Source organism: Paenibacillus sp. MMO-58 (assembly GCF_037146255.1).
Classification (GTDB): Bacteria; Bacillota; Bacilli; order Paenibacillales; family Paenibacillaceae; genus Pristimantibacillus.
The window spans coordinates 140,753-161,911 of sequence record NZ_JBBCVY010000012.1 but is presented as its reverse complement, the minus strand read 5'-3'; the positions used below and the strand labels follow the sequence as shown (position 1 = coordinate 161,911).

At 52.9% G+C, this 21,159-nt stretch carries 19 protein-coding genes; 2 read left to right on the top strand and 17 right to left on the bottom strand.

Translation table 11 applies throughout. From position 1 onward, the window contains the following. Nucleotides 1-4: 4 nt before the first annotated feature. From rlmD to WFJ73_RS27680, 4 genes are all read right to left on the bottom strand, one after another. Nucleotides 5-1,504 carry a 23S rRNA (uracil(1939)-C(5))-methyltransferase RlmD gene (gene rlmD, locus WFJ73_RS27695; protein ID WP_442955999.1) on the bottom strand — a complete coding sequence of 500 codons (1,500 nt, stop codon included), beginning with the start codon at nt 1,502-1,504 and terminating at the stop codon, nt 5-7. 115 nt (nt 1,505-1,619) lie between these two features. Beyond that, entirely contained in the window at nt 1,620-2,534 is a 915-nt protein-coding gene (locus WFJ73_RS27690) for a diacylglycerol kinase (protein WP_336776161.1), read from the bottom strand. 35 nt (nt 2,535-2,569) lie between these two features. Further along, nucleotides 2,570-3,343 carry a sirohydrochlorin chelatase gene (locus tag WFJ73_RS27685; protein WP_336776160.1) on the bottom strand — a complete coding sequence of 258 codons (774 nt, stop codon included), beginning with the start codon at nt 3,341-3,343 and terminating at the stop codon, nt 2,570-2,572. Nucleotides 3,344-3,347: 4 nt separating this feature from the next. Beyond that, nucleotides 3,348-3,638, bottom strand: coding sequence for a YerC/YecD family TrpR-related protein (locus WFJ73_RS27680; RefSeq protein ID WP_015842506.1), 291 nt, complete (start codon nt 3,636-3,638; stop codon nt 3,348-3,350). Nucleotides 3,639-3,979: 341 nt separating this feature from the next. Between WFJ73_RS27680 and WFJ73_RS27675 the strand changes: the two genes are divergently transcribed. Continuing rightward, nucleotides 3,980-4,549 (top strand): hypothetical protein, encoded by a 570-nt coding sequence (locus WFJ73_RS27675; RefSeq protein WP_336776159.1) that lies wholly within the window; start codon nt 3,980-3,982, stop codon nt 4,547-4,549. Nucleotides 4,550-4,940: 391 nt separating this feature from the next. Beyond that, the gene (locus WFJ73_RS27670; RefSeq protein ID WP_336776158.1) at nt 4,941-6,284 is read left to right on the top strand and encodes a lytic polysaccharide monooxygenase; all 1,344 of its coding nucleotides are present in this window, start codon (nt 4,941-4,943) and stop codon (nt 6,282-6,284) included. Between the two features lie 48 nt (nt 6,285-6,332). Here WFJ73_RS27670 and WFJ73_RS27665 read toward each other — a convergent pair whose 3' ends face one another. From WFJ73_RS27665 to WFJ73_RS27605, 13 genes are all read right to left on the bottom strand, one after another. Further along, entirely contained in the window at nt 6,333-7,328 is a 996-nt protein-coding gene (locus tag WFJ73_RS27665; protein ID WP_015842502.1) for an inorganic phosphate transporter, read from the bottom strand. 29 nt (nt 7,329-7,357) lie between these two features. After that, entirely contained in the window at nt 7,358-7,969 is a 612-nt protein-coding gene (locus tag WFJ73_RS27660) for a DUF47 domain-containing protein (protein WP_336776157.1), read from the bottom strand. A 230-nt stretch (nt 7,970-8,199) separates the two neighbouring features. Further along, the gene (locus WFJ73_RS27655; protein ID WP_336776156.1) at nt 8,200-9,267 is read right to left on the bottom strand and encodes a DUF3048 domain-containing protein; all 1,068 of its coding nucleotides are present in this window, start codon (nt 9,265-9,267) and stop codon (nt 8,200-8,202) included. An 83-nt stretch (nt 9,268-9,350) separates the two neighbouring features. Then, nucleotides 9,351-10,169 (bottom strand): alpha/beta hydrolase, encoded by an 819-nt coding sequence (locus WFJ73_RS27650; protein WP_336776155.1) that lies wholly within the window; start codon nt 10,167-10,169, stop codon nt 9,351-9,353. Nucleotides 10,170-10,589: 420 nt separating this feature from the next. Further along, nucleotides 10,590-11,858, bottom strand: a complete 1,269-nt coding sequence (gene purD / locus WFJ73_RS27645; RefSeq protein ID WP_336776154.1) for a phosphoribosylamine--glycine ligase — start codon at nt 11,856-11,858, stop codon at nt 10,590-10,592. Between the two features lie 129 nt (nt 11,859-11,987). Continuing rightward, the gene (gene purH, locus WFJ73_RS27640) at nt 11,988-13,538 is read right to left on the bottom strand and encodes a bifunctional phosphoribosylaminoimidazolecarboxamide formyltransferase/IMP cyclohydrolase (protein ID WP_336776153.1); all 1,551 of its coding nucleotides are present in this window, start codon (nt 13,536-13,538) and stop codon (nt 11,988-11,990) included. Between the two features lie 35 nt (nt 13,539-13,573). After that, nucleotides 13,574-14,185 (bottom strand): phosphoribosylglycinamide formyltransferase, encoded by a 612-nt coding sequence (gene purN, locus WFJ73_RS27635; protein ID WP_336776152.1) that lies wholly within the window; start codon nt 14,183-14,185, stop codon nt 13,574-13,576. Beyond that, nucleotides 14,185-15,228 carry a phosphoribosylformylglycinamidine cyclo-ligase gene (purM, locus tag WFJ73_RS27630; RefSeq protein ID WP_127496239.1) on the bottom strand — a complete coding sequence of 348 codons (1,044 nt, stop codon included), beginning with the start codon at nt 15,226-15,228 and terminating at the stop codon, nt 14,185-14,187. The genes purN and purM overlap by 1 nt, the downstream gene beginning before the upstream one ends. A gap of 24 nt (nt 15,229-15,252) precedes the next feature. Then, on the bottom strand, nt 15,253-16,731 hold the full coding sequence (gene purF, locus WFJ73_RS27625) for an amidophosphoribosyltransferase (RefSeq protein ID WP_336776151.1): 1,479 nt from the start codon (nt 16,729-16,731) through the stop codon (nt 15,253-15,255). Beyond that, complete coding sequence (gene purL / locus WFJ73_RS27620; RefSeq protein ID WP_336776150.1) at nt 16,716-18,959, bottom strand: phosphoribosylformylglycinamidine synthase subunit PurL; 2,244 nt, start codon at nt 18,957-18,959, stop codon at nt 16,716-16,718. The genes purF and purL overlap by 16 nt, the downstream gene beginning before the upstream one ends. After that, nucleotides 18,937-19,632: a phosphoribosylformylglycinamidine synthase subunit PurQ gene (gene purQ, locus WFJ73_RS27615; RefSeq protein WP_116394138.1), complete on the bottom strand. Its 696-nt coding sequence runs from the start codon at nt 19,630-19,632 to the stop codon at nt 18,937-18,939. Before purQ ends, purL begins: the two co-directional genes overlap by 23 nt. A gap of 3 nt (nt 19,633-19,635) precedes the next feature. After that, nucleotides 19,636-19,878 carry a phosphoribosylformylglycinamidine synthase subunit PurS gene (gene purS, locus WFJ73_RS27610; protein WP_015842490.1) on the bottom strand — a complete coding sequence of 81 codons (243 nt, stop codon included), beginning with the start codon at nt 19,876-19,878 and terminating at the stop codon, nt 19,636-19,638. A 360-nt stretch (nt 19,879-20,238) separates the two neighbouring features. Continuing rightward, nucleotides 20,239-21,138 (bottom strand): phosphoribosylaminoimidazolesuccinocarboxamide synthase, encoded by a 900-nt coding sequence (locus WFJ73_RS27605; protein ID WP_127496241.1) that lies wholly within the window; start codon nt 21,136-21,138, stop codon nt 20,239-20,241. Nucleotides 21,139-21,159 lie beyond the last annotated feature (21 nt).

Below are 21,159 nucleotides of genomic sequence, written 5' to 3'. Positions count from 1 at the left end.
ACTACTACTTCCTTACGAGCGACACGACACTCTCCACGTGACTCGTCCATGGGAACATATCAACCGGCGTAACCTCCACCGTCTTATAGCCTCCGTCTTCGAGCGTGCGCAAGTCGCGTGCCAGCGTGGAAGGATTGCAGCTGACGTACACCACCCGCTCCGGCTGCATCTTCAGAATGGTATCCAGCAGCGCCGGGTCGCAGCCCTTGCGCGGCGGGTCCACGACGATAACGTCGGGGATAATTCCCTCTTCGCGCCAGCGCGGGATGACTACTTCCGCCGGACCGGCTTCAAACGAAGCGTTGCCGATGCCGTTCAATTCCGCATTCCGCTTCGCATCCTCGATTGCTTCCGGCACAATTTCCACGCCGTAGACCCGGCCAGCCTTCCGTGCGAGGAACAACGAGATCGTCCCGATGCCGCAATAAGCGTCGATAACGGACTCCTTGCCTGTCAGCTGCGCATAATCAACGGCTGTCCGGTAGAGCGCTACCGTCTGTGCCGGGTTCACCTGATAGAATGAACGCGCCGAGATCGCGAATCGGATACCGTCAAGCTCGTCATAGATAACCTCGCTGCCCCATAACACCCGCGTCTCGTCGCCAAAGATGACATTCGTATCTCGCGTGTTTACGTTCTGCACAATGCTTTTTACTTCCGGCAGCGCAGCGCGAATCCGTTCCACCCATTGCTGGGCTTCCGGCAGCTTGCGTCCGTTCGTCACAAGCACGACCATAATCTCGCCGCTTACAAAGCCTGTCCGCGTCATGACATGACGCAGCAGTCCTTGCCCGGTTTCCTCATTATAGGCTGAAACGCCAAGCTCGCGGCCGATCGCCTTCACAATCCGGACAACCTCATCGTTGCGGTCATGCTGAATATGGCATTCATCCGTATCGATAATGCGATGGCTGCCCTTGGCGTAAAAGCCCGCAACCAGCTCTCCGTCTCCCGCCGATACCCCGACCGGCACCTGCGCCTTATTGCGGTAGCGCCAAGGATCGTTCATCCCTACCGTTGGATGAACGATAATTCCGGACGCCGCCTCTCCGTCGCCTGCAATCCGCAGCTTCCCGATCCGCTCCAGCGCATCGACGACATGCTGCCGCTTCCAGTTCAGCTGCGCGGCATAGTCCATATGCTGGAGCTGGCAGCCGCCGCATTTGTCGTAAATGCCGCATACCGGTACAACGCGGTCCGCGCTTGCATCCAGGAGCTCTTGAAGGCGCGCGTAGCCGTATGCTTTTTTCACCTTCATCACTTTCGCCCGTACACGCTCGCCTGGCAGTGCTCCCTGAATGAACAAGGTATAACCGTCCGCCCGGCCAACCCCCTCGCCGTCATGGGTCAGACCGATGATGTCGACAACAACCTCATCGTTTTTTTGCACCGGCGCATCCACAACAGCCTGCGAAGGTGCTCTTCCCGCTCCTCCGCTTTTCCGGCCGCCTTGTGTATGGCTTTTTCTATTTGAACCCGCATTACGCGTATGATTTCTATTCATCATTGCTCTCCGCTTCCTCGTGCTATTATCCCTATAGTGTAATGCATCTGCATAAAGAAATAAACCTCCAACAACAAGCACCAGGCCTGTTATTAGAGGTTTATTCCAATTGCTATCAGCGATTGCGATAGGAAGCTTCACCATGCTCGTCGGCAAAAATCTGCAGATGCGACGGCAACACCGAGAACGTAAAAGGCAGCGTACCGCCGTATTCACCATCTAGGTTAATCTGCACATAACTTGGTGAAGTGACCTTCATCTTATTCGTGCGGAAATGAATCACATGCGAATCGTTCAAATGCTCGCCCCGAAGTGCCAGCGTAGCGATCCGGATAAACTCGGCCAGGTTGCATTTCCGGAGAAGCACGACGTCAAACAGCCCGTCATCCGGCTTCGCATCCGGCGCCAGCTTCTCGAATCCGCCAACCGAATTGCTGTTGCAGATCAGGAAAAGCATAAATTCCTCGTGGAATTTGCCTACCCCTTCTGCTTCGATAATTAACTCCGTCGGGCTTAAGCGGGTCATCTTCTCCAAGCCTTTCAAATAATACGCCAGCTGCCCGATCATCGTCTTCAGCTTAATCGGCACATCATAGGTCAGCTCGGTCAGCGAGCCGCCTCCCGCGATATTAATGAAATAACGCTCATTCGCTTGACCGACGTCAATCGGCCGCGTGTAATTCTGGATAATCAGATCGCACGCGTATTCCCAATGCTTCGGGATGCCCATCGCGCGGGCGAAATCATTCGTTGTTCCCAGCGGTAAAATGCCAAGAGGAGGCCGGTTAGGCTTATTGGCCATTCCGTTAATAACCTCATAGATGGTTCCGTCGCCGCCTGCCGCGATAATCAGATCATAATCCCGCTCCGCTGCATCCGCTGCGGCGATCGTTGCATCTCCCGCTCCAATCGTCGCGTGGCAGCTGGTCTCGATTCCTGCCTGATCCAGCTTCTGCAGAATATCCGGGAGACGACGTTTCATCTCTTCTCTTCCCGATGTCGGGTTGTAAATCAATCTTGCACGCTTCATCGATTAACCCACCATTTCTTTCAAAAAACGGTCACTTACCTCTCCTGAAGCCAAGCCGTCATACGCCGCTCCAGCCACCGCTCAATAGCCGGATGAGGCAGCATAGCCTGCCCGTTGTACCGGTAATCCAGACCCTGCAGCCGCGATGGAATGACCGTATTCGTAAAATAACCCTTGCTCAAAAATAAAGGAACGACGATTACCGCTTCATTTGGCCGCTCCTCTTGCAAAGCTCTCAAATGATCCGCCGCTTGGTCGGGCAGCAGCATCGCCGTGGCGGAGTGAGCGAATCCGCCCAGCTTCCGAAGCCTTTCCGCGAGCTGGTTCAGACCGTGCTGCCAGCGTTCATGGAAAACCTTTTCCCGGCTACCATGCGCAATAAGCATAACCGTCTCTCTTTCAGGCTGAACAGACAGCGGCTTAATATTCGACAGCAGCAGCTCCGCTATATCGGGATCGTCGTCAATCGGCATGCCGTAATGAACCTTGGCGTTAACCCGGAAGAGGCCAAGATCGCCTTCAAGCTCGGCTACCGGCGGCAGGCCAAATGCCTGCCCGATCTCATCGACATGCGTGCTGCCGGACGAAAGGAACAAAGGAAGCACGAATAAATCCGTTACTCCCTGCTCTTCCAACGCATCTATGCCATCCTGAATCAAACGGCCTTCAACAATTTCGAGAAAAGAAGAATAGACCGGCACGCCTTGTACTTGCGGAGAGGCTGCAGCGGCAGCAACCGCCTCGTCAACCAGCCGAACCCATTCAGCTTCCCTCGAACCATGACTGATCACGAGAATGCCCGGTTTCATGGCACTATCTGCCTAAACGCTCTAAAGTCATTTTATACCCATCGTTGCCATAATTCAAACAGCGCTTAACCCGGGAAATCGTCGCCGTGCTGGCGCCTGTCTCTGCCTCGATTTGGTTGTACGTGCTGCCCTTGCCCAGCATGCGCGCAACTTCGAGACGCTGCGACAACGACTGGATTTCGTTCACCGTGCACAGATCATCAAAAAAGATATAACATTCCTCAACGGATTTAAGGGTAAGAATCGCTTCGAATAATTGATCGATTGCTTTATCGTTCAGCTTCTTAAGCTGCATTATCATCCACTCCTCAGGGGCGTGATTACACGCGCATTTCAGGCATTGTCATTAATGTCTAATGCTCACATTGTAGCTTTTTTAGGGGGTTTTTTCAAGCATTACCGTATTCACGCTTTACAGGACGGAAGAGCAGCCCGTAGGTAAATATCCGCATTATTTATATAAAAAAAGGGCATTCGTCCAATCGTCATGTTTGCCTATGCCATAGACTAATACCAAGAATACTTCCCTATACGGCATACGGGACCAGACCTGCGTGCAGGCTAATCCCCCATGTGGAAGCGGACGGAGTAGGGAAGACATTGTTCCATAAACTTTGAAAAAAGGTTGTGATCCGCGTGAATTACCGGAACTATCCTGGCGGGGGCGGGCATTCGAACCCTCACCAGTATCCGCCGCACTCACCGCACAGCGGCCATCACCGGCGCGGCTATGCCCGTAACCAGACTAGTCAGGGATTTAACAGCTTCCAGAATCCTCTTGGCTTCGGTACGGACGGCGCCCCGATTCCACCTGCGCCACCTGTCTTTTCGACGGAAGAGACTATTATACAACATGAGGAAAGCCTGCCTGTCGTCGTGCCGGCTACGGCGGCAGAATTGGTGGAGACGACAACACCGGCCAAAGCCGGCGGCTTTAGCATGCCAAGCTTGACCGAGATCAAAGGCTTTGTTGACCGGATTGGCGGACTGGATGGCATTCTGACCACGGTGGGCAAGGTTCAAAAGGTCGTATCCAGTGTGTCGCAGATGGCTCCTCTCGTCAAGGTCATTCTGGGCTCCTTCAAAAAGGACTCCGGCAGCGACGCGGCGGACGAAGATATCGAATTCGTACCGAAGAAACGCAAACGCCGCAGAAAACCAACGGGCTCCGCCGGCAGACGCCGCAAGCGGAAGCGGCAGCGTTAATTAGCAATGCCTACTGAACCACCCCGATTGCAGCTTCCGGCTGCAGACGGGGTGGTTTTTTATTTGCCCGTTTGTCGAGTTATGCAAGATTGGTCTATGCTCCGCCATGACTATAGAACTAGCCGCATTGTCGAATAAACGCTTTCTGACGTTGGTTGTCAAATTCAACACTTGTTTTTGCACGGGTAGAGCTATATTTTGAACATAAATTTCATAATTTTGGAATTTTACTCCAAAAGACTCATGAGGATTTTCTTAACTTCAACTACAATCATTATAACCTTATAACTTTTTAAACAACTTTATCGCTGCAGCCATTGTACCCGATCCTTGTTTGCCCGATATAAGCTCCCCCGAGTTTATATAAACAAATTATTAGGAGGTATGAATAATGACTGTATTACGACTGTCGCGGCCTGCTCCATTCAAGATCATGACGATTTGCGCTCTTCTCGTGCTTGCCGCCGTCTCCATGCTGTTCACGACGGCAAAAGCGTACTCGCATGGCTATGTGGAAGGACCGGCCAGCCGGGCAGCGCTGTGCAAAAGCGGAGCAAACACCGATTGCGGTTCAATCGTATATGAGCCGCAAAGCCTGGAAGCCCCTAAAGGCTTCCCAGCAGCAGGACCTGCCGACGGCAAAATCGCAAGCGCAAACGGTGCTTTTCCCAAGCTGGATGAGCAATCCGCAACCCGCTGGGCGAAAGTGAACATTTCCTCGGGCACAAACACCTTCACCTGGAAGCTGACGGCCAATCATTCAACCGCAAGCTGGAAGTACTATATTACCAAGCCGACCTGGAACCCCAATGCCGCTCTTACCCGCGATTCCTTTGATCTGACACCTTTCTGCTCCGTTGCTTATAACGGCGCGCAGCCACCGTTCTCCTACTCCAATACATGCAACGTACCCGAGCGAAGCGGCTACCATGTCATCCTCGCCGTGTGGGAGGTTGCCGATACGGCCAATGCTTTCTATAACGTCATCGACGTTAACTTTACCGGTTCGAATCCCGTCGACACAACGGCTCCTTCAGCACCAGCTTCTCTTGCGGCAACCGCTACGGCAGCGACAAGCGTATCCTTGTCCTGGAATGCTTCGACCGATAACGTTGGCGTTACAGGCTACAAAATTTATAGAGGCACCACGCTAGCCGGAACGGCAACGGGCACCAGCTATACCGTTACCGGCCTCACGGCAAGCACGGCCTATACGTTTACCGTAAAAGCGGTTGATGCCGCAGGCAACGAATCCGCCGCTAGCAACAGCCTGAGCATTACGACAACGGCGCCTCCGGCCGTCGATACATCGGCACCTACCGCACCGGGAGGACTTCATATCATGGGTACTCCAACCTCCTCCAGCATGATGCTGATGTGGAGTCCGTCTACCGATAACGTAGGCGTTACCGGCTACAAAATTTATAACGGGTCCACGCTAGTCGCAACGACCTCCGGTACCGCAACATCCTATACCGTTACCGGTCTTGCCGCAGGCACAACCTATAACTTCGCCGTTTATGCCATCGATGCGGCCGGCAACCAATCGTCCGCCAGCACGGTCAGCGGCACAACGGCAGCGTCTACGGGCGCGCCTGCCTGGGCGCCAAATACGGCTTATGCTGCAGGAACCTTGGTTACGTATAACGGAGCTACTTATAAATGCCTTCAGGCTCATACTTCCCTCACCGGATGGGAGCCTTCGAACGTACCTGCCCTGTGGCAGGTGCAATGAATAAAATAAAAAGTGCCGGGGACCATCCCCGGCACTTTTATTTTATTCTTACATAAATACCGTATCAATTACCCAATACACGCCTGCTGCAAATAGCGCCGTGATCGGAATTGTAATAAACCATGCGATAACGATCTTCCCGGCAAGCGACCAGCGCACGCTGGAGAAGCGTTTGGCGGAACCAACGCCGAGAATCGAAGAGGTGATAACATGCGTTGTGCTGACAGGCAGCTCGAGCATCGTTGCCGACAGGATAACGCCTGCCGAGCCTACGTCTGCGGCAAAGCCGTTAATCGGCTCGATCTTGAAGATCTTCGTGCCCATCGTCTTAATAATCTTCCATCCGCCAATGGATGTACCAAGAGCCATCGCAAGCGCGGCGGACATCTTAACCCACAGCGGAACCTCGAAGTGATCCTGGATACCGCCTGCTACGAGCGCAAACGTAATGATACCCATCGCTTTCTGCGCGTCGTTTGTACCATGGGAGAACGACTGGAATGCCGCGGTCAGGATCTGTCCGAACCGGAAGCCCTTGTTCACCTGATGCGGGCTTGTCCTTGCGAAGATTAGCTTTAAGATCCACATGATGATAAAACCGGCCGAAAAAGCAATCAACGGCGAGAAAATAAGCGCCTTAACGATATCGATAAACCCGTGCGCGTTAATGGCATCAAATCCCGCTCCCGAAGCTACCGCGCCGGCAAGCGAACCGATCAAAGCATGCGAGGAAGACGAAGGAATGCCGAACCACCAGGTAAGCAGGTTCCAGGCAATCGCCGAGATTAGGGCCGCGATAACGATTTCTACCCCGTTCGACAGATCCGCCGGATTGGCAACGCCGCTTCCGATTTTTTTCGCAACGCCCGTAAACGTAACCGCACCGATAAAGTTCATGCACGCTGCCATAATAATGGCAACCCTTGGTTTAAGGGCACGGGTAGATACCGTCGTAGCGATCGCGTTCGCCGTATCGTGGAAACCGTTAATAAAGTCGAAACCGAGCGCAAGTATGACAACCATCCATAATGTGATTGAATCCATTTGAATTGACTCCTACTCTCCGTGTAAGCTTAGCTGTTGCGCATAATGATCGATTCCAGCGTGTTTGCTACGTCTTCGCAGTAGTCGGTCGTTTGCTCCAACATTTCGTAGATTTCTTTCCGCTTCATCAGTTCAATCGGATCAGTCACATTCGTGAACAGGCTCTTGATACAAACGCGGAGCAGGTCATCCGCCTGGTTCTCCAGCTCGTTGAGCGCAATGTTAGGCTCGCGGATCGCCAGCAGCTTTTTGTCGGTAAGGAGATAGATCGCTTTCTTGATTTGGTTCGCGGAACGAAGCAAAATATCGCCAAACAGCGTTATATATTCGTCTTTTTCCTGAATATTGTACATTTCAAAGCGCGATGCGCATGCTTCAATGCCGTCAAGCACATCGTCAAGCGAACTTGTTAAAGCCATTATATCTTCCCGCTCAATGGGGGTAATGAACGTTTTGTTCAGTTCTTTCAGAATCGTATGTACGTACTGGTCGCCTCTGCTCTCATGCTCTTTCATGATTTTGGCGAACTGAGTGACATCCGACAGGTCCGAAACACCGTTTGCGAAATATTCGATTGCGTCAACCAGTGTATCCGCCATTTCCTCAAACGTCTTAAAGAAAATATCCTTTTTCTTAAACATCGTAATCCCCTTTACCCGACTGGATGGTTAGGCATCATTTCGAAATGAGCCCACAATATCTTAACACAGTTTACTTTATATTTGTTAAGGGAATGTAAAGGATTTATGAAAAGTTTTCGTTTTTGCAAAAAAAATATAAAAAGATGCGTCCCGCAAAGGAACGCACCGCTTTAATCTCTTTTTGCGGCACCCTCTACACCTAGTTAGAGTGTGTCCGACATCCATTGTTTTTACCCATAAATCACATGCTCGGCGAAAGTTGGCGTATTCGGAACGACCTGGAAGAACGTTTTTCCCGGTACAAAAGGAAGCTCGACGCCATCCTTCATCAGCCTCACCATATTGTCGCTTGCACGAACCCATTCGCATTCCACGACCTTGCCCTTCTGGAACATTAACGCCGAACCTCCCGCATGCAGATCTACCGAAAGCCGTCCAACATCATCCAGCGTCTTGTGATTGGCGCCAAGCACAACCACGTTGGAAGCACTCAGCTGCTCGCCGTTATTCAGATCGGTATGCGGCTCATCATTGACGAGTCGCTTATACAAGCCGCTTGCCGCGTCATAGTCGTAGGAGACCTTGTAGTCCTTGAGCAAAAATTTAATCTGAATCGAGGACGCAGCCGCGCCAGACGCAGTTGCTCCTTCTTCCGCAAAGGTATAAGCCGGAACCGTAACGTCGCTGCGGTACCCCTTCTTCTCTGCGCCTGCACGAAGCTTATCCAGCTCCGAGTACAGATTATGGGGAGCCTTGCGATCCTTGCTCCGCCAGAAGTACGGACCCGCGTTCGAGATTTCGTCCAGATAAGGCTTGTCCTGATGCTGCAAAATATCATAGGCGTCATTGCTGGCTCCCGAATGAGCCAGAATAGCGCCGTAGCTTTCCCCGATATCAATCAGGTACGGACGAATGCTGCGTATCGGTCCAATCGCATCGGTACCCTTGTCCGTGCTTTGGAAGATCGCCACCAGCCGCGTAATGCCGCCCTCCGCGAGTACTTCCCACACCACATCGGCATTGGTGAGCCCCGATTGCGGACGAGCCGGCTTCAAGTTGTTGACCATAACCGCAACAGGGCGCGCTGTTGCTTCTGCTTCACGCTTCAGCCCGGTAAGAGGGGCCGTGAAAGAAAGCTCCGGCGTTGGTTCAGCCGATGGTGCAGCCTCCGGTTCCTCGGATAATGTGGGAGAAGGTCCTGTTTCTCCCGTATTTTTGCCTGAACCGCCGCAAGCGGATACGAAAACAAGTAGAATAACCAAGCTGATCAACCATGCCCTGCGAAAACGACTTCCCATAAGTTCCCCGCCTTTTAGTAGAGAATGATAGCGTACAAAAAACAATTACTATCATTTAAACATAAAAAGCGGGACATGTCTTCCTAAATACTCCAGTTATGCCATTCCTGCTGTTTCTTATCAAGCCCTTCCAGCCACTCGGATGTTACGCGGATCGCTTCCTCCTGATGATGGCGGGTGGAGTACGTATGGTTTGCTTGGAAAATAATCTCCTTGTCGCATAACCCGTCGCTGCGCGTCCAGAATACCTTCTGGTACAGGAAGCTGTAATCAACCGGAATCAGATCATCGCTAGTGCCGTGGACAAGCAGCACTTCTCCGCCAAAGCGCGTTGCCGCTTGGAACGGCTGATGCTGCAGCAGCGATTCGAAGAACACCGGCTGCAGCGTAAAGCCCGCATAATCCGTACTGCCCTTCTGAACCGACTCGTCATAACCTGCGCGGCCGACGATCCTTACAATATCATTAAACGGATACGCAACAGGCGACCACATAACCAGACGCTTGACGCGTTTATCCCTTACCGCCGTCAGAAGCGCAATCGCACCTCCAAGGCTATGCCCAAGCAGAACAATTCGTCTTGGGTCCACGCAATCCATGCCGGCAATATAATCAATCACCGTGCGGGTCTGATCAATCATGCTGTCAAAGCCCAGCGCCCCGTAATCCCCGTTGCTCTCGCCGCAGCCGCCGTAATCGAACCGGATCACGTAAGAGCCTTGCGCCGCAAGCGCTCTTGCCGTCTTTACGAACAGCCGGTCAACCCCTACGCGGCTTCCGATAAAGCCGTGGCATATAATAATGGCCTGCTTCTTGGCATTGTCCTTCTGGTGATCGTTCGGATAATGAAGCGTGGCGGTAAGCTCGAGCTCTTCATGACGCAGCAATAATTGTTTCTCCATAACGATAAGTCCTCCTGCGGTTCCATTCTTATTATCTATAATTCCTACCCGTTTACTATGAATTCTATTGGGTTCATATTATCATCCTGACGAGGATCGTGTCAATACTGTTATTCTGTCCGAATGATGAGGGGTCGACAATATAAAATGCTCTTCGGGAGGAATAGTTGTGCGGCTCCTTGCTCAATCTATAATCAGCACATTAATGTCCAACCAAGGAGATGATTCCTATGCCGATGTGGATATCCTGGCTAACGGACCATTGGCTGACGGTTCTATTGCTCGCCGGCATCGTGGTTGCCGTAGTATATATCATCCTTGAACGCAGCCTGTTGTTTTACAAGGAGTAACCGATCTAATGAAAAAAGACCTTCTTCCGCCCCGCTGGCCAGAAGAAGGTCTTTTTGCTGCCCGAAGAGCTTAGCCCTTCAGCGCTTTTGCTGCAATATCGGTACGGCTGTGCATGCCATCGAAATGAATAACGCTAACCGCTTCGTAAGCGCGGGCACGCGCTTCCGCAATGTCTCGGCCTCGGCCTACCACGCCAAGCACGCGTCCGCCGCTCGTTACGATCTTGCCGTCTTTCTCCGCCGTTCCCGCATGGAATACGAGAGCGCCTTGCGCTTCGGCCGCATCAAGGCCGGTAATTTCGCGACCTTTCGGATACGAAGCCGGATAGCCTTCCGATGCGACGATAACGCATACCGCTGCTTCGTCGCTCCATTCCAGCTCGAGCTGGTCCAGGCGTCCGTTCAGGGATGCGAGTACCACGTCAACCAGCTCGGTCTTCAGACGAGGCAGAACAACTTGAGTTTCCGGGTCACCCATACGCGCGTTGAATTCGATTGTTTTTGGACCGTCCTTCGTGATCATCAGACCGGCGAACAATACGCCGCGGAACGGACGTCCTTCGCTCACCATCGCTTTTGCCGTTGGCTTGATGATGTTCTCGATCGATTCGTCGATGATGGCCTGATCGATATGAGGCAGAGGCGTATAGGTACCCATGCCGCCTGTGTTCGGGCCTTTGTCGTTATCGAATACCGGCTTATGGTCTTGCGCCGGTACCATCGCTTTTACCGTCTCGCCGTCTACAAATGCAAGGATCGACATCTCTTGGCCTTCCAGGAATTCCTCGATAACGATCTGGTTGCCGGCTTCGCCAAACACCTTGTCGACCATCGCTTCCTTCAGCGCTTTCTCCGCTTCTTCCATGGAGTAAGCAACCGTTACGCCTTTACCTGCCGCAAGCCCGTCCGCCTTGATGACGATTGGAACGGATTGCTCGCGCAAATAAGCAAGAGCCGACTCGTAATTGGTGAACGTCTCGTATTTCGCAGTAGGAATGTTGTATTTGCGGAGCAGATCCTTCATGAAGATCTTGCTGCCTTCGATTTCGGCTGCCGCTTTGTTCGGGCCGTATACCGGAATGTTATGCGCTTCGAACGCATCTACGATACCCGCTGCAAGCGGATCGTCCGGACCGATAAAGACGAGGTCAATCGCCGCATCCTTCGCAAACTTCACAAGCTCGTCGAATTGGTTAACCGCAATCGGCACGCAATCGGCAATTTGCGCAATACCCGCATTGCCCGGTGCGCAAAATACTTCCTTGACCTTCTCGCTTTTCTTCAGCGCCCAGACAATCGCATGCTCACGTCCGCCGCCGCCAACAACTAAAATTCTCATTGCTTCGATATACCCCCTGATATGATAGTGAGCGAATATAAATGCTTAATAGCGAAGCAGTCCTGCCGCCGCATGCCTTACCCGTGCACGCTGCGACAAGAAGCTCCGCTACCTTAAGCTTTGCTTATCTTAGTGTTTGAAATGGCGAACGCCCGTCATCACCATCGCGATGTTATGCGCATTCGCTGCGGCGATCGACTCTTCGTCCTTGATTGAACCGCCTGTTTGGATGATTGCGGTGATGCCGTGTTTTGCGGCGAGCTCAACCGTATCGCCCATTGGGAAGAACGCATCGGAAGCAAGTACCGCTCCCGCAGCTTGCTCGCCCGCTTGCTCGATGGCAATACGCGCTGCGCCAACGCGGTTCATTTGACCTGCGCCTACGCCGATGGTCATGTTGTTTTTCGCCAGCAAAATCGCGTTCGATTTCACATGCTTCACAACTTTCCATCCGAAGAGCAATTGTTTCAGCTCTTCTTCCGTCGGCTTGCGGTTCGTAACCAACTGCAGATCCGCTTCGGTCAGGCTGCGAACGTCGCTCTCTTGGACAAGCAAGCCGCCGTCAACCGTTGTCGACAGCCAGTCGGATTTGCGTTCAGCCGCGGAACCGGCCAGCTCGCCTAGCTTAAGAAGACGGATATTTTTCTTCTTCGTCAGCACTTCCAGCGCGTCAGGCGTGAAGTCCGGCGCAATGATGATTTCGAGGAAGATTTGGCTCAACAGCTCGGCAGTTTCTGCGCCGATTGTACGGTTCGCCGCAACGATACCGCCAAAGATCGAAGTAGGGTCGGCCGCGTATGCTTTTTGGTACGCTTCATGGATGTCAGCGCCAATGCCAACGCCGCATGGATTCATATGCTTTACGGCTACGCAGGCTGGCTCGTCGAATTCCTTGACGATCGCAAGCGCCGCGTTCGCGTCGTTAATGTTGTTGTAGGACAATTCTTTGCCGTGCAGCTGCTCAGCCGTTGTGATGTTGCCGACAGGAGCAAGCGGTTTGCTGTAGAACGCCGCTTTCTGATGCGGGTTCTCGCCGTAACGCAGATCCTGCACTTTCTCGTAAGTAACCGTGTAAGACTCAGGCAGCTCTTCGCCAACTTGCTTGGTCAGGTAGTCCGCGATCAGCGCATCGTAGGCAGCCGTGTGGCGGAATACTTTTGCCGTCAGACGTTTGCGAGTTTCGAGGGTTGTGTCGCCGCCGGCTTTGATTTCTTCAATGACAGCCGCATAATCGTTAGCATCAACAACTACCGTTACGAATGCATGGTTTTTCGCAGCAGAACGGAGCATGGTAGGACCGCCGATATCGATGTTCTCGATTGCGTCCTCATATTCCACGTTAGGGTTTGCGATTGTTTGCTTGAACGGGTACAGGTTAACGACCACAAGGTCGATGTAATCCAGGCCAAGCTCCTGCATAACCTTTTGATGCTCTTCATTGTCGCGAATCGCCAGCAGTCCGCTGTGAACCGCAGGGTGAAGGGTTTTAACGCGGCCGTCCAAAATTTCAGGGAAGCCTGTTACGTCGGAAATACCGATAACCGGGATACCTTCCTTCTCCAGCAGGTTAAACGTACCGCCTGTCGAGATGATTTGCACGCCTTGAGCTGCCAGCTCACGAGAAAATTCAACAATGCCAGTCTTGTCCGATACACTAATTAACGCTCTACGAATTGCCACGCGAAATTGCCTCCTCAAAATAGGTACTTATATATTTAAAGTTTAACCGTAACGATACGATCTTCTAGCGTTACGCGTCCCTCTGCAATGGACTGCACAACCCGGGGCAGCAATTGCTGCTCGGCTGCGTGAATACGCTCGCCAAGCGTGTCCTCGGTGTCGCCGTTCTGCACTTCAACAACGCTTTGCGCGATAATAGGTCCGCTGTCCATTCCCCCGTCCACATAATGAACGGTAACGCCAGTCACCTTCACGCCGTATTCGAGCGCTTGTCCGATTCCGTTTACGCCGGGGAAAGAAGGCAGCAAAGCCGGATGGATATTAATCATTCGGCCGTAATAAGGCTCAACGAGCACGGAAGTAATAATGCGCATATAACCCGCAAGCACAACCAGCTCAATGCCGCGGCGCTGAAGCTCCGCGAGAATTTCCGTTTCGTAAGCCTGGCGGGACGGATACTCCTTGGGAACAAACACAAAGGTATCAATCCCTGCCTTGCGAGCCCGTTCAACAACCGGCGCCGCAGGCTTATCACAAACAAGAAGCTCGATGGTTGCATCGAGCCTTTCTTGCTGCACCGCATCGGCCAGGGCCTGGAAGTTCGTTCCTTGCCCTGACGCGAAGACGGCTATTCGGAGTGTTCCCATTAAACGTCCGCTCCCGTGAACGTAACTACGCGGCTGCCTTCCGTTACTGTTCCGATTCGGTATGCTTTTTCGCCAAGCTCAGTCGCCACTTGAAGGGCCTTCTCCGCTTGATCTGCTGGAACCACTACGACTAACCCGATGCCCATATTAAAGGTTGTGAACATGTCGCGGTTGGTGATTGCACCCTTGTCCTGCATAAGCTGGAAGACAGGCAGAATCGGCCACGAACCGTATTCGATATTGACGTTTACGCCTTCCGGAAGAACGCGCGGGATATTCTCGATAAAGCCGCCGCCCGTAATGTGCGCCATGCCTTTTACGTTTACCTGCTCGATCAGCTTCAAAGCCGATTTTACGTAAATGCGGGTAGGCTCGATCAACACATCGCCAAGAACCTCATCGTTTAATTCAGGCAGACGTTGGTCCAGCGCGTAACCGCACTCTTCGAGAAGAAGACGGCGTACCAGCGAGTAGCCGTTGCTGTGAATACCGCTCGAAGCGAATCCGAGAACAACGTCGCCGGGAGCGATTGTTGTGCCGTCGATAATTTTCTTTTTATCCACTACGCCAACCGTAAAGCCGGCAATATCGTACTCGTCGCCTTGGTACATGCCAGGCATTTCGGCCGTTTCGCCGCCAATCAGGGCGCAGCCTGCTTGCACGCAGCCGTCGGAGATGCCTTTGACTACCGCTTCGATTTTTTCCGGAACGACTTTACCGCATGCCAGATAATCGAGGAAGAAGAGAGGCTCAGCGCCTTGTACGATAATGTCGTTTACGCACATGGCAACCGCGTCAACGCCAATTGTGTCATGCTTATCCATCAAGAACGCCAGCTTCAGCTTTGTGCCAACGCCGTCCGTTCCCGATACGAGCACAGGCTCTTCGTATTTGTCCTTGTTAAGGCCAAACAAGCCGCCAAAGCCGCCGAGATCCGTCAGTACCTCCGGGCGGAACGTTTTCTTAACATGCTTCTTCATCCGTTCGACTGCTTCATTGCCGGCCGCAATATCGACACCGGCTTTTTTGTACGCTTCTGACACACCAGTCAACCCCTTTTTATACTTTTAACAGCTGCAGCTCTTATCCGACTCTTCGTTTACCGGCGTTGGATAATCGTTATCGAAGCAAGCGAGGCACATGCCGCGGTTATACGCGCCGTCATTGCCGCCTACCGAATCGATAAAGCCTTCTTGACTAAGGAATGATAAAGAGTCCGCATTGATCATTTCGCACATTTCCTGCACCGTTCTCGAAGAAGCAACCAGCTCCTTGCGATCCGGCGTATCGATGCCGTAGTAGCAAGGGTTCTTGAATGGCGGCGATGTAATCCGCACATGCACTTCCGTCGCGCCAGCTTCGCGAAGCATGTTCACGATCCGGCGGGATGTCGTGCCGCGTACGATCGAGTCGTCGATCATCACGACGCGTTTGCCTTCCACGACTTTGCGCACGGCGGATAGCTTCATCTTGACGCCCTGCTCGCGAAGCTCTTGAGAAGGCTGAATAAAGGTGCGGCCCGTGTATTTGTTTTTGATTAATCCAAGCTCGTATGGAATACCCGTTTGCTCGGCATAACCGATTGCGGCGGAAATACTCGAATCCGGTACGCCGGTTACGATATCCGCATCCACGAAGGACTCCATCGCAAGCTGTTTACCCATCCGCTTACGCGCGGAATGGATGTTGATTGTATTAATATCGCTGTCCGGACGGGCAAAATAGATGTACTCCATTGCACAGGTTGCCCGGCGTTCCACTTCCGCGTAACGATCCTCGCGCATGCCGTCCGCATCAAGATACAGCAGCTCGCCCGGCTGTACGTCGCGGACGTACTCGGCACCGATCGATTCGAATGCGCAGGATTCGGAAGAGAAGACGTATCCGTCACCCAATTTGCCCATCACAAGCGGACGAAGACCGTTAGGGTCGGAAGCCACGAGCAGCTTGTCGTTTGTCATGATCAGGAACGCAAAGCCCCCGATAATGCGCTGCAGCGCATCCTTCGCCGCTTCCTCGAAGCTCTTAGGCGAACGTGCGATCAAGTGGGCAATAACTTCGGTATCGCTCGAAGTCTGGAAGATCGAGCCTTGGCTCTCCAGCTCCTTGCGGATCTCCGGCGCATTAACGATGTTGCCGTTTGTTGCGACTGCCAGATCTCCGTCCCGATAACGGAAAATAAGCGGCTGCGCATTCGCCAGCTTGCTCTCGCCCGCGGTCGAATAACGAACGTGGCCGATAGCGCGGTTGCCGGGAAGCGACTGGATCCGCTCTTTATCGAATACTTCCTTCACAAGACCCATGCCGCGATGGTAGGCAAAACGGCTGCCGTTCTCCGTATCGACTACGCAGATCCCCGCGCTTTCTTCGCCGCGGTGCTGCAGGGCGTGAAGGCCGTAATAGCTGAGGGAGGACGCATTCGGGACATTAAAGACCCCGAACACGCCGCACTCCTCGCGCAATTTATCAAATATATCGTCACGGCCAATGCCTTCGTTGTAATGATTTCCCGTCCACAGCTTCAGCTGTTTTATTTCATCAGACATGGAATCGCATCCTTCCAAACCTTCTCCAGTTGTTGTACCGGTGCGTTTACGCCGGATTTGCCGTTTACGTTGATGGTCAGGCTGTTGCCTTTGACAGTGCCGATTGCTGCATTCACTACGCCTTGCTCGTTCAAATGTGCTTGCAGTGCCGCAGCTTTCTCAGGTGTTGCCGAGAGCAGAATACGCGATTGCGATTCGCTGAAGAGCAGGTGATCCGGACGAAGATCCGTTGCAACGTTTACTTCTGCGCCAATGCCGCCGCTGATTGCGGATTCAGCCAGCGCAACCGCCAGACCGCCTTCGGACAGGTCATGCGCCGAAGCAACCAGACCGCCTTGGATCGCTGTCAGAATAGAATTCAACGTCTTCTTCTCTGTTGCCAGATCGATTTGCGGCGGACGTCCCGCTGCCGAGCCGTTCAGAGCGTAGAGCAGCTCGCTGCCGCCAAGCTCTGCCTTCGTCTCGCCTACGAGGATAATAACGTCGCCTTCTTTTTTGAAGCCTTGAGTCATGATGTGATCCACATCATGCACGAGACCAACCATGCCGATTACCGGCGTCGGGTAGATCGCGCCTTTTGCGTTCTCGTTGTACAAGCTGACGTTGCCGCCGATTACCGGCGTATCAAGTACGCGGCAAGCTTCGGACATGCCGTCTGCGGCTTTCTCGATCTGCCAGAATACTTCCGGCTTCTCCGGGCTGCCGAAGTTCAGGTTATCCGTAATCGCAAGCGGTTCTGCGCCGGAGCACACGATGTTGCGCGCAGCTTCCGCCACGGCGATTTGGCCGCCTACTTCAGGATCAAGATATACGTAACGTCCGTTGCAGTCCGTCGTCATCGCAAGACCTTTGCGGGTACCGCGAATCGTAACAACCGCCGCGTCGGAGCCTGGTTGAACGGCTGTCGACGTACGAACCATGTAGTCATATTGGTTATATACCCACTCTTTGCTTGCCACAGTCGGCGAAGCGAGTACTTTTTCAAGAGCACCGTTAAGGTCGGTAATTTCTTCGAAAGCAGCTGCGTCCACGCTCGCGTTCTCGCGGTAGTAAGCAGGCTCGGAAGATGGCTTGTTGTATACCGGGCACTCGTCAACGAGAGCTTTAACCGGCATGTCGGCAACTTGCTCGCCTTGGTGGAACAGGCGGAGACGGCCGTCGTCGGTAACTTTGCCAACCTTCTTGCAGATAACGCCCCAACGATCGAAAATTTCTTGCGCTTGCGCTTCATGCTGAGGCTCAACAACGAACAGCATGCGTTCTTGCGATTCCGACAGCATCATCTCATAAGGCGTCATGCCAGTCTCGCGTTGCGGAACTTCATCCAGGTACAGCTCCAGGCCGTTACCGGCTTTGGAAGCCATCTCTGCGCTCGAGCAAGTGAGGCCCGCTGCGCCCATATCTTGAATACCGAGTACGATGCCGGAGTTGATCAGCTCAAGCGTCGACTCCATAACAAGCTTCTCCATGAACGGATCGCCGACTTGTACCGCGGTACGTTTTTCTTCGGACTCTTCGGACAGCTCAACCGATGCGAATGTCGCGCCGTGGATACCGTCGCGGCCCGTTGCCGGACCAACGTAGAATACCGGGTTGCCAACGCCTTTTGCTACGCCGCGCTGGATTTTGTCATGATCGATAAGACCTACGCACATCGCGTTAACGAGCGGGTTGCCTTCGTAGCTCTCGTCGAACATCACTTCGCCTGCAACGGTAGGAATACCGATACAGTTGCCGTAGCCGGCGATGCCGCTTACGACGTTCTCGAACAAGTATTTCACGCGGTCATTTTCCAGCTTGCCGAAACGAAGCGAGTTCAGCAGAGCTACCGGACGTGCGCCCATGGAGAAAATGTCGCGGATAATGCCGCCTACGCCCGTTGCAGCGCCTTGGTAAGGCTCAACCGCGGACGGATGGTTATGCGATTCGATTTTGAATACAACCGCTTGGTTGTCGCCGATGTCCACGATACCCGCGCCTTCGCCCGGTCCCATCAGGACGCGAGGGCCTGTAATCGGGAATTTCTTCAGGATTGGCTTGGAGTTCTTGTACGCGCAATGCTCGGACCACATAACGCTGAATACGCCGATTTCCGTATAGTTAGGTGTACGGCCGAGAAAACCGCAGATAAGCTCAAATTCATAATCCGATACACCGAATTGTTGATAAATCTTTTGCTCGACGATTTGTTCGGCTGTTGGTTCCTTAGCCGTTAATTGCTGCGCCATGTTGTTCCCTCCATGCATTCAAAATCGATGTAAACATCCGTTTGCCGTCTTCCGAGCCGAGGATTTGGTCAACCGCGCGCTCCGGGTGAGGCATCATGCCCACGACATTGCCCTTCTTGTTGCTGATGCCCGCAATGTTCTCTACCGAACCGTTCGGGTTCGTGTCGCCCGCATAACGGAATACGATCTGGTTGTTTGCTTTCAGCTCGGCCAGCGTTGCATCGTCACAATAGTAGTTGCCTTCGCCGTGCGCAATCGGAATATCGATAATCTCGCCTTGCGAGTATTGGTTCGTAAATGCTGTTCCGTTGTTTACCACTTCAAGCAGTTGCTGCTGACAACGGAATTTAAGACCTGTGTTGCGAATCAGTGCGCCTGGCAGAAGGTTAGCTTCGGTCAGGATTTGGAAACCGTTGCAGATGCCAAGGATAAACTTGCCTTGCTCTGCAGCTTTTACAACTTCATTCATTACGGGAGCAAAACTAGCCATTGCGCCGCAGCGCAGGTAGTCGCCGTAGGAGAAGCCGCCAGGTACAAGAATCGCGTCGTAACCGGAAAGGTCAGTCGCTGTATGCCATACATAATCAACCTCTTGGCCGATTGTATCTTCTACCGCTTTGAAGCAGTCAATGTCACAGTTGGAACCAGGGAATACGAGAACCGCAAACTTCATCGATTATCCCTCCAATTCAAAACGGAAATCTTCGACTACCGTGTTTGCCAGCAGCTTTTCGCACATGACTTTCACGCGAGCTTCGGCTTCCGCGCGGTCGTTTGTGTCGAGCTGAAGCTCCAGGTATTTACCGATGCGGACTTTATCAACTTCCGCGAAGCCCATCGTGTGCAGCGAGCCTTGAACGGCTTGACCTTGCGGGTCGAGTACATTTTCTTTGATCGTGACGTAGACTTTTGCTTTCATAGTAGGGCCTCCTGAAAATGGTTTTTCCGGTTGCGGTGGTTTTGGCGCGGCGTTTGGGTGGATCGCTCGGGTCGCTCGGTCGCAAGGGTGTCTGTCTACGTCGCTATTGAAATCGGAAAATTTCATTTAATCTGCTAAGCTGATATTTTCCGAATTTCAAAGGCGAGCGCTGTCGCTCTGCGACAGACACCCTTGCTCCCTCACTCCCGGCTCCCGCCGGTCCAAAAAGTCACTCCCGGGTAGTCGTGTGTACCGTAGCTGGGCGTTTTGTGGCGCTTAGCGCGCCTTTAACGCCAAAACCTATAAGAACAAAAAAATCTAAGAACAGAAGATAAATTCATAAACTATATAATTGCGATCTTATACCAACGAACGGCCGGTCAAACGGCTATAAATGTCGAGGTAACGATTTGTTGTTTCGTTTACGACGGATTCAGGAAGAGGAGCCGGTTTGCTGTCTCTATCCCAATCGGAGCCGAGAAGGTAAGTACGGACCGGTTCTTTGTCCATGCTGTCGATCTCGATATCGTAAGCGTAGTTGCTCTCCGCCCAGAACCGCGAGGAATCCGGGGTGAAGATCTCGTCGATCAGAATGACTTTGCCGTCGATCAGTCCGAATTCGAATTTGCAGTCGGCAAGGATAATGCCATGCTTCGCGCAATATTCGTGAGCGAATTCGTACAGCTTGATGCTGCGATCACGAAGCTCTTCGGCCAGCTCGGCGCCTACCATCTCCTGCATCCTCTCGAACGGAATGTCCTCATCGTGGCCAACGTCGTTTTTCGCTGCCGGCGTAAAGATCGGCTGAGGGAAGCGTTCGTTCTTGCGCATGCCTTCCGGAAGCTCGATGCCGTTGATCGCGGACGTTTGCTGGTATTGTCTCCAGCCGCCGCCTGTGATATAGCCGCGAACGACGCATTCAATGTCGATACGCTCCGCTTTTTTCGTCACCATGATCCGGTCCTTCAGAAGCTCGGGCGCCGTAACGATATCCCCAAGCTTCTCGACGTCCGTGTGTACGACATGGTTCGTCTGAATATCGGCCGTTTGCTCGAACCAGAAAGCCGACAGGCGGTTCAGCACGTTGCCCTTTTGCGGGACAGCCGGATCCAGTACATAATCGAATGCCGAGATGCGGTCCGTCACGACGATCAGGTAATGCTCGCCAAGATCGTAAAGCTCGCGAACCTTGCCTTTATACAGCAGCGGAGCTTTGATGTAGTCCGCCGCCGTGGATAAAGCTTGCGATTGTGCAGTCATTCCTCGAATCCCCTTTGCCCT

Coding starts and splice junctions, on each gene's coding strand:
- rlmD (WP_442955999.1), bottom strand. CDS start 1,504: ATGAATAGAAATCATACGCGTAATGCGGGTTCAAATAGAAAAAGCCAT.
- WFJ73_RS27690 (WP_336776161.1), bottom strand. CDS start 2,534: ATGAAGCGTGCAAGATTGATTTACAACCCGACATCGGGAAGAGAAGAG.
- WFJ73_RS27685 (WP_336776160.1), bottom strand. CDS start 3,343: ATGAAACCGGGCATTCTCGTGATCAGTCATGGTTCGAGGGAAGCTGAA.
- WFJ73_RS27680 (WP_015842506.1), bottom strand. CDS start 3,638: ATGCAGCTTAAGAAGCTGAACGATAAAGCAATCGATCAATTATTCGAA.
- WFJ73_RS27670 (WP_336776158.1), top strand. CDS start 4,941: ATGACTGTATTACGACTGTCGCGGCCTGCTCCATTCAAGATCATGACG.
- WFJ73_RS27665 (WP_015842502.1), bottom strand. CDS start 7,328: ATGGATTCAATCACATTATGGATGGTTGTCATACTTGCGCTCGGTTTC.
- WFJ73_RS27660 (WP_336776157.1), bottom strand. CDS start 7,969: ATGTTTAAGAAAAAGGATATTTTCTTTAAGACGTTTGAGGAAATGGCG.
- WFJ73_RS27655 (WP_336776156.1), bottom strand. CDS start 9,267: ATGGGAAGTCGTTTTCGCAGGGCATGGTTGATCAGCTTGGTTATTCTA.
- WFJ73_RS27650 (WP_336776155.1), bottom strand. CDS start 10,169: ATGGAGAAACAATTATTGCTGCGTCATGAAGAGCTCGAGCTTACCGCC.
- purD (WP_336776154.1), bottom strand. CDS start 11,858: ATGAGAATTTTAGTTGTTGGCGGCGGCGGACGTGAGCATGCGATTGTC.
- purN (WP_336776152.1), bottom strand. CDS start 14,185: ATGGGAACACTCCGAATAGCCGTCTTCGCGTCAGGGCAAGGAACGAAC.
- purF (WP_336776151.1), bottom strand. CDS start 16,731: ATGTCTGATGAAATAAAACAGCTGAAGCTGTGGACGGGAAATCATTAC.
- purL (WP_336776150.1), bottom strand. CDS start 18,959: ATGGCGCAGCAATTAACGGCTAAGGAACCAACAGCCGAACAAATCGTC.
- purQ (WP_116394138.1), bottom strand. CDS start 19,632: ATGAAGTTTGCGGTTCTCGTATTCCCTGGTTCCAACTGTGACATTGAC.
- purS (WP_015842490.1), bottom strand. CDS start 19,878: ATGAAAGCAAAAGTCTACGTCACGATCAAAGAAAATGTACTCGACCCG.
- WFJ73_RS27605 (WP_127496241.1), bottom strand. CDS start 21,138: ATGACTGCACAATCGCAAGCTTTATCCACGGCGGCGGACTACATCAAA.